Genomic DNA, 6,425 nt, shown 5'->3' on the forward strand with positions numbered 1-6,425 from the left:
GCGCCAGCACAGCCGCGAGCCGTTGAAACTCGCGCCTGGTCAGATAGCGCTCCTTGAGCGGCCGCTTGTAGCGGGCGATGCCCTTGCACGGGTTGGAGCCCTCCGGGCGATAGCCGAGCTTCTCGGCGTACCCCAGCATGATGGACAACACCGGGATCGAGCGATTGAAGACCCCGCTCCGCTCGACCAGACTGTCGCGCCACGACACGACATCCGCGCGCGTGATCTGGGCAACCGGCTTGGCACCGAAGATCGACTTCAATCTGCCTTCGATCGTGTAGCGGTTGCTCCTTTGGGTGCTGGATTTCCAGTGCGGAGCGTAATCGGTCCAGAACTCCTCCACGAACTCCGCGAAGGTCACCACAGGTTTGGCGGCCGACGGCAGCACGGGTTGCGGGAGTCCGTCGAGCGCCGCGGCGGCGAGAAGGCGCTTAGCCGCCACACGGGCGAGCGCGGGCGACATTTCGCGCGCGTCGCCGAGGACCTCGCGGCGGGTCTTACCCCGGTAGCGATACTGAACGATCCAGCGCTTCGCTCCGGCGGCGGTGTGACGCAAACCGAAGCCCTTGACCTCGTTGTCCCAGACGAAGCCCGTCGTGGCGAACCGCCGACGCGCTACGTTTCCATTCAGCCGCTCGCGTGCCGGCTGAGCGAGGAGGTGATTCGAGCTCGATTCTAGCTGGAAATCAGCGAGCAAATGGCCATCGGAAGCTCTCAGACTCCGCTCACGTTCAACGACAGGATATGCTTTTATATCACTGTTTTTGCTATCTTTAATTTCTGAACCTCGCCCCTTGGGGCATTCGGTGATACAGAACAGATTCCGCCTGAAAAGGTGGATAGCGATCGTTCCCATGGGGACGATGGGCGGGATGACCTCGTTGAGAGTCCGGATCCTCGGCACCGCCGAAGGTCGCGAAACAGCTTGAGGCATGCTGCTCTCCTGACCCCATCATGCGGCAGCCCGGCGCTGACCGCGGAGAGAAGCGAGTGATCCATGGACCGGTCACGAATACGAGAAAGCAGCTTGACCCGATGAGCCCCAATCAGAGAGGACTCTGAGAGTGCCCGGCATAGCCTGGTCCGTCAGCCGGAGGTCGATCATGCCGAATGTGCGAAACAGCGCGAGCGCTTTCTGGCTTGAGGCCGCCTCGACAACATCACTCCCGAGATCTCAACGCGGTGATGCGGTGTTGATGAGCACCAGCGCAGTGACCGCGGACACCGTTTTCCCGTCGACGGATCAGTTAGGACACCGCTGGAAGCCATATGACCGCGCTGTTTCCGGATAACGCAAGCGGACAATCTTCATGCAAGATTTTCGATCCACTCAAATTGCATGCCGTTAACCGATCTTAAAGAAGCATTGACAACACAATCGCCATGAATAAACTCACTAGAAGAACTATCCAAGCAGTCACCTTCAAAAACGATAATTCGGCATTAAATATTTTGATAGATAAAGCCGAGACGATCGAAGTCGCCGATAAAAACGCCACCGGCCACCACTTGCTATGTAATTCCTGATAAATTGCTAACGACGCAAGAAGAACCACCGTCGTTGCGAATAATGCAATGGTAGTGGATGCCACGCATCCTTGGTTGTCACTTACAGCCATCGTCTTGCTGCTTAGTATTTGCCTGATTACCAACATTTGCCATCAAATCCCTGACAACAGATAATTTATCGAGTCCGGTACTTTTGGTCAAAAGTGTTCCCAGCGTGTTAACAGCACCTTTTCCACTCGCAAATGATTTCATCGTCGTTCCAATTGTTCTTGCTAGTGTGGCAGTGTTATAGGCAGACATCGAAGCTCTCATTGTAGGGATGCCTGCGGGATCAAGTGCATTAGCGGCCCCAATTGCGCCGGCAATGATGGCTAGATTTTGAGCTTTGTCGCCCATATCGTCAATTACAGCGCCGACTTTGTAAAGTTGACTGAAGCAATATTTGGGTCGTCCTTGCTGCTCAGCGGCTGGGCCTGCTCCAGGGGCGCCGGCGCCGCCGCCGCCGCCACCACCTTCGGCCAAGCCGGGACGGCCCGATCCGAGCGGTCCGGGGTTGGTAGGCACGAACGTTGGATCCCTTACTCCCCATACTTCAATGTCCGGACCAGTGTCGTCCCACCCTGTCGAGTCGAACTGTTGAGTCGTGCTCGGCGTAACCGGCTTCTGGCCTTTACGACCGGTTGGATCTGTAAGGTTGACAGGATCATTCCCGGTGTACGCATACCAATTCATGCCATCTCCGTAGCCAATTGGATCCGTTTGCAGAAAGCGCCCGAGTGTCGGTGAATAGACGCGCGCTTTGAAATAATAGAGTCCTGGCGTCTCAAGCCAAACCTGACCAGTATATTGATACCGGCCATAGTTTAAGAATGCGGGGATGCCATATTCGTCATAGCTGTTGAGCGAAACCGCCGAGCCGCTGTCATCGCTCAACGCAATCACGCTTCCACGCTCATCCGCATGCAGCCATTTCCGCGTGGTAGCGCCGGTGCCCTCGTACTGCATGATCGGGTCATCGAGGCCGGGGCCGTGAACATAACGGCGGATCATCGTACCTGCACCGTCATATTCGGCGATCATGTCCTGCCCGTCATACAGCATTCGGGTTGTGGCGGAAGGTCCAGCCTGCTCAAGCAGTCGGGTGAAACCATCATATTTGAATGTAAAGCCACCCGTCACCGATTTCAGCTTGTTCTCATAATCATACGCGTAGGTGAGCGTGCCGTCACCAGTCAGATTCCCGCGCGCATCGTAGGAAAGCGCTGCCGCGCCGGAAGTCGTCAGCTGATTCAGCCCATTTACGGTGTAGGGGCGATCGACATTGTAGTGACCGGTCCAGGCATACTGGTTCTTGGAGCGTGTCGCGGTGCGTATTTGGTTTGCCGGATTGTAGGTGAACTGTAGCTGCAGGTTGTTCGTGGTGGCACCGACATAGGTCTCTGAGATCTGCGTGACGCGGAAAAACGCATCGTAATTGACCGATGTGAGTGCAGCATTGCCGCGTGTCGTCGTTTTGCGATTTCCCAGTGCGTCATATGTGTAGCTCGCCAACACGCCGAGGCCGCTGGTGGCTCCATTTTCGCGGATGGCAGTCACCTCGCCGGTGACGAGATGGTCATATGTGACGTAGAAGCTGTCCGGCCACGTCGTGCGCGTCCGCCGACCGGCAAGGTCATATTGATAGCTAACCGTTCCATAAGGCTGTGCCTCGCTGGTCACGCGACCGAGCGCGTCATATGCTATCGTGTGGATGACCGTACCCTGCGTCACCGTCGCGGTTCGGTTCAGAAGGTCATAGGCGAAGCTCCGATCGACATCGGCGCCGGGCAGGTTCTTGAGCGTCATTCGGTTGAGCGCATCGTAGGTCATCACGATTTGCTGCCCATCGCGCAGGCGCCGTCTCGTGACATTGCTGGCGTTATCGTAGGTTAGCTGCTCATAGTCCGTTGTCGAACTCGTGCCAGCAGTGTTCGGAGACGGATAGAATGTCTTCCACAGCCGGTCCTGGACATCATATTCGTAGCTGGTCCTATTGCCATTACCATCGGTCTCTGTCTGAACGCGACCATTTGCCGTGTAGGTTCGGGTGACCTCGTCCGCCTGATCGGTGGTTCCCAAGGCTGTCTGCACCTTCGTGATCTGACCTGCCTCGTCATATGAGGTCTTTGCGATCCGGTCTGGCCCATCGCTTCCGGAAGTTCCCAGAACGCATGCTCCGGGCAAAGCGCCCCACGTTGCCGGATTGAGCCGCTGCGCCGTACAATCGGGCCTTCCGAGCGCGTCATAGCTATACTGCCAGACGTTATAGGTCGTGCTACCCGCGGACAGGGCGTCCTGCGACTTGCGGCCGTTGCTATCGTAGCTGGACGTCGTCTTTTGCAGGCTGGTGAACGCTGTCCACGCTGCATCGGTCTGATTCGCAACCGTGCCTGCTTCGGCAACCGTCACCTGCCCGTCCGGATTGTAGGTATATCGTACAGCGCGATGCCTCAGCGACCCTGCGCCATCCGGATCAGGCGAGGCGACCCCTACTAGCTGGCGTGCTGCATCATAGCGATACCGCGTCGTATCGTCCGAACCGGCCAGTGGACCATCAACGGTCAACTGATTGCCGATCAGATCGAATGTGACGCCCGTTGTTGCCGTCAGTAACCCGCTGCCCGATCCGGACGAAACGGATACCGGAAGCAAGTTGGTCGCGGCACTCGATGTACCGGCCTGATAGGTGATAATGGACTTCGTCTCATCGTCGGTGCCGACACAAGTGGTGAGGGTCGTACATTGCGAGACCGAGGTCAAAGTGTAGATCGGGGCTTGGGCCGTAATCACTGTGGGCGTTGTATATATCCATGCCTGGAGCGGCGTGTATCCATAGCGCGTCTGCGGCCGTACAGCGCCTGCGGTGGGCGCCGGTGCCGTAACTGTCAGAACGCCGCCATGGGTTGTATCGTAGGTGTAGTCGGTAACGTTGTTGCGAGCATCCGTGGTGGTCACCGGCTGGTTGCAGGTGACGGCATTGGCGCACGTCGCAGGATAGCTGGCTCGCGTCACCAGCACCGGCGAGGTTGCCGTGGGCTTCGGCCACGAGCGCTCGAGCGTTACATTGCCCCGGGCGTCATAGGTGTAATCGGTATAATTCCCTTCCGGGCGGGTTACCTTCTTCATCCGCCCGTTCGCGTCATATTCAAATGCAGTGGTTCGGTTGAGTTCATCGACAATCGAAACGGGCCGACCGATAGCGGTATCCACCACCGTCTTACGTGTGCGTCCCAATGCATCGGTCCGGGTCGTCGTTTCAAGCGTACCCGAAGTGGACCGGCTATAGGTCCAGGTGACACCATCCCTCGTGACCGAGGTTATGCCATCGGTTCCGGACCCAAGCGTGATTGAGTCGCTTGCACTTCCGGGGCGTTTGATCGCGCTGAGATAATTGCCGCCGCCGGTAAAGCGCCAGACACGCGCCGCCGCATCGGTGATCGTCATCTGGTCGGTCGCCGGATAAGCATAGTTCACCGTCGGCGTGGGGCTGCTCGTCGATGCGGCGTTCGAGAATGTGACGGTTTGTCGCCTGAACCAATCTCCTCCTGGCGGGACGGAAGTGGAGTTCGATACGTAGGCGAACGTCATTCGATAGCCGCGCGAATTGCTTACCGATTTCAGCCTGTACGCCATTCGGATTCGCCGGCACTCCTCGACGTCGAGGCAGATGTACGGGGTGTCCCAATTGAGCGTTGTCTTCAGGCCGCTCGGGCTCTGAATCTGGGTTGGCAATGCACAGGCGATATTGCCGCCGCTGGTAGAGCAACCGCCCGTCTGAAAGATGGTGACTTCGAGGACGAATGGATCATACGGCAATGTGTAGGTAATGATCGTTCCGTCACGAGCCGTGTAATTATAGATACTCCCATCACCGTTCACGGTCAATGTGTTGCCGTTCGCCTTCTGGTTAACATAGCTGCTGCCATTCCAGACGAAATGCTCGGCGATTGATCCGAAAACGAGAAAAACATGTTGCGTGCCGGCGATATTTTTCTTGAATAATGTACCGGACCAGTTGTCCGTCCAGCCCGAGCTGCCCCAGAAACGGTTGAGCGCGATTTCGGCGCTGCCTTCGCCTATCGAACCTTCTGTCAGGCTGAAATTGAAGCTCCCGTCCGCCGGGGAGACCCCGACGTCATCGACATCGACATAGGCCGGGGGGACCGTTCCGGCGCTTTGGGCCCATGCCGGCAATGCCCAGCTTGCTGCCAGTGCGCTGGTTGCCAGCAACAGAGAATTCCGCCGGTGCGCACGCAGTTTGTCAGCACGCGCAATAACCTTACCAGATATCTTCATTTCCCGCCCCCGAGATGTGTTCGATCCGCCGCTTCAACGAAAGATTTCAGGATGGCGGTGGATTCGGCGACCCCGTGGTCGTGGTCCGGATCCTGTTGTCGGCCTTGTCGAGTTCATATTCGTGCGTGACGCCATTGTTGACCGTACCGGTCCGCTCGACCTTTACCACGCGCCCCCTGGCGTCATACGTGTAGGTCACTGTCTCCGCCGATAAGGCGGGTGCGCTTGATCCGATCAAGGTTGCAATTGCTATCGTTTTAGCTGCGGTGTGCATCGAACCCCCTTCGATGAAGAATCACATGTTGGAGACCAGAGAAACAGCATTATCAGTGTTTCCGTCAACATCTTATTCACTTTTCAAGAGCTGGAACTCGCGCTGTTGGAAGTCTCTTTGATAGTCAGAGCGAAAAATGGATCGCTGGCCCCTCCATGCGCTGAGCAGCATTTCATTCGGAGCGGATGCTCTCGCAAGCAAGAGCCGTCACACTAGCACTACTTTGGCACATTTATAACCACTGGGTTCGTGAGGCGCTCGTTACAGTAGGGGCAGCGCCGCGGCGGTGGCTGAGCGAAGAGGTTGA

The 6,425-nt window shown here is 57.3% G+C and carries 2 protein-coding genes and 1 pseudogene; all 3 read right to left on the reverse strand.

The features are described from left to right. Window positions 1-199: 199 nt before the first annotated feature. Window positions 200-934: pseudogene (locus FHS96_RS27880) on the reverse strand (tyrosine-type recombinase/integrase); the annotation flags it as partial. 421 nt (window positions 935-1,355) lie between these two features. Continuing rightward, entirely contained in the window at window positions 1,356-1,619 is a 264-nt protein-coding gene (locus tag FHS96_RS27885; protein WP_429599692.1) for a hypothetical protein, read from the reverse strand. Continuing rightward, window positions 1,606-5,844 carry an RHS repeat domain-containing protein gene (locus FHS96_RS27890; RefSeq protein WP_429599695.1) on the reverse strand — a complete coding sequence of 1,413 codons (4,239 nt, stop codon included), beginning with the start codon at window positions 5,842-5,844 and terminating at the stop codon, window positions 1,606-1,608. Before FHS96_RS27890 ends, FHS96_RS27885 begins: the two co-directional genes overlap by 14 nt. Window positions 5,845-6,425 lie beyond the last annotated feature (581 nt).

The organism is Sphingomonas zeicaulis (genome assembly GCF_050433225.1).
GTDB lineage: Bacteria > Pseudomonadota > Alphaproteobacteria > Sphingomonadales > Sphingomonadaceae > Sphingomonas_D > Sphingomonas_D zeicaulis.

Bases quoted from the DNA above. Each gene is read 5' to 3' on its own strand.
- FHS96_RS27890 (WP_429599695.1), bottom strand. From the start codon at position 5,844: ATGAAGATATCTGGTAAGGTTATTGCGCGTGCTGACAAACTGCGTGCG.
- FHS96_RS27885 (WP_429599692.1), bottom strand. From the start codon at position 1,619: ATGGCTGTAAGTGACAACCAAGGATGCGTGGCATCCACTACCATTGCA.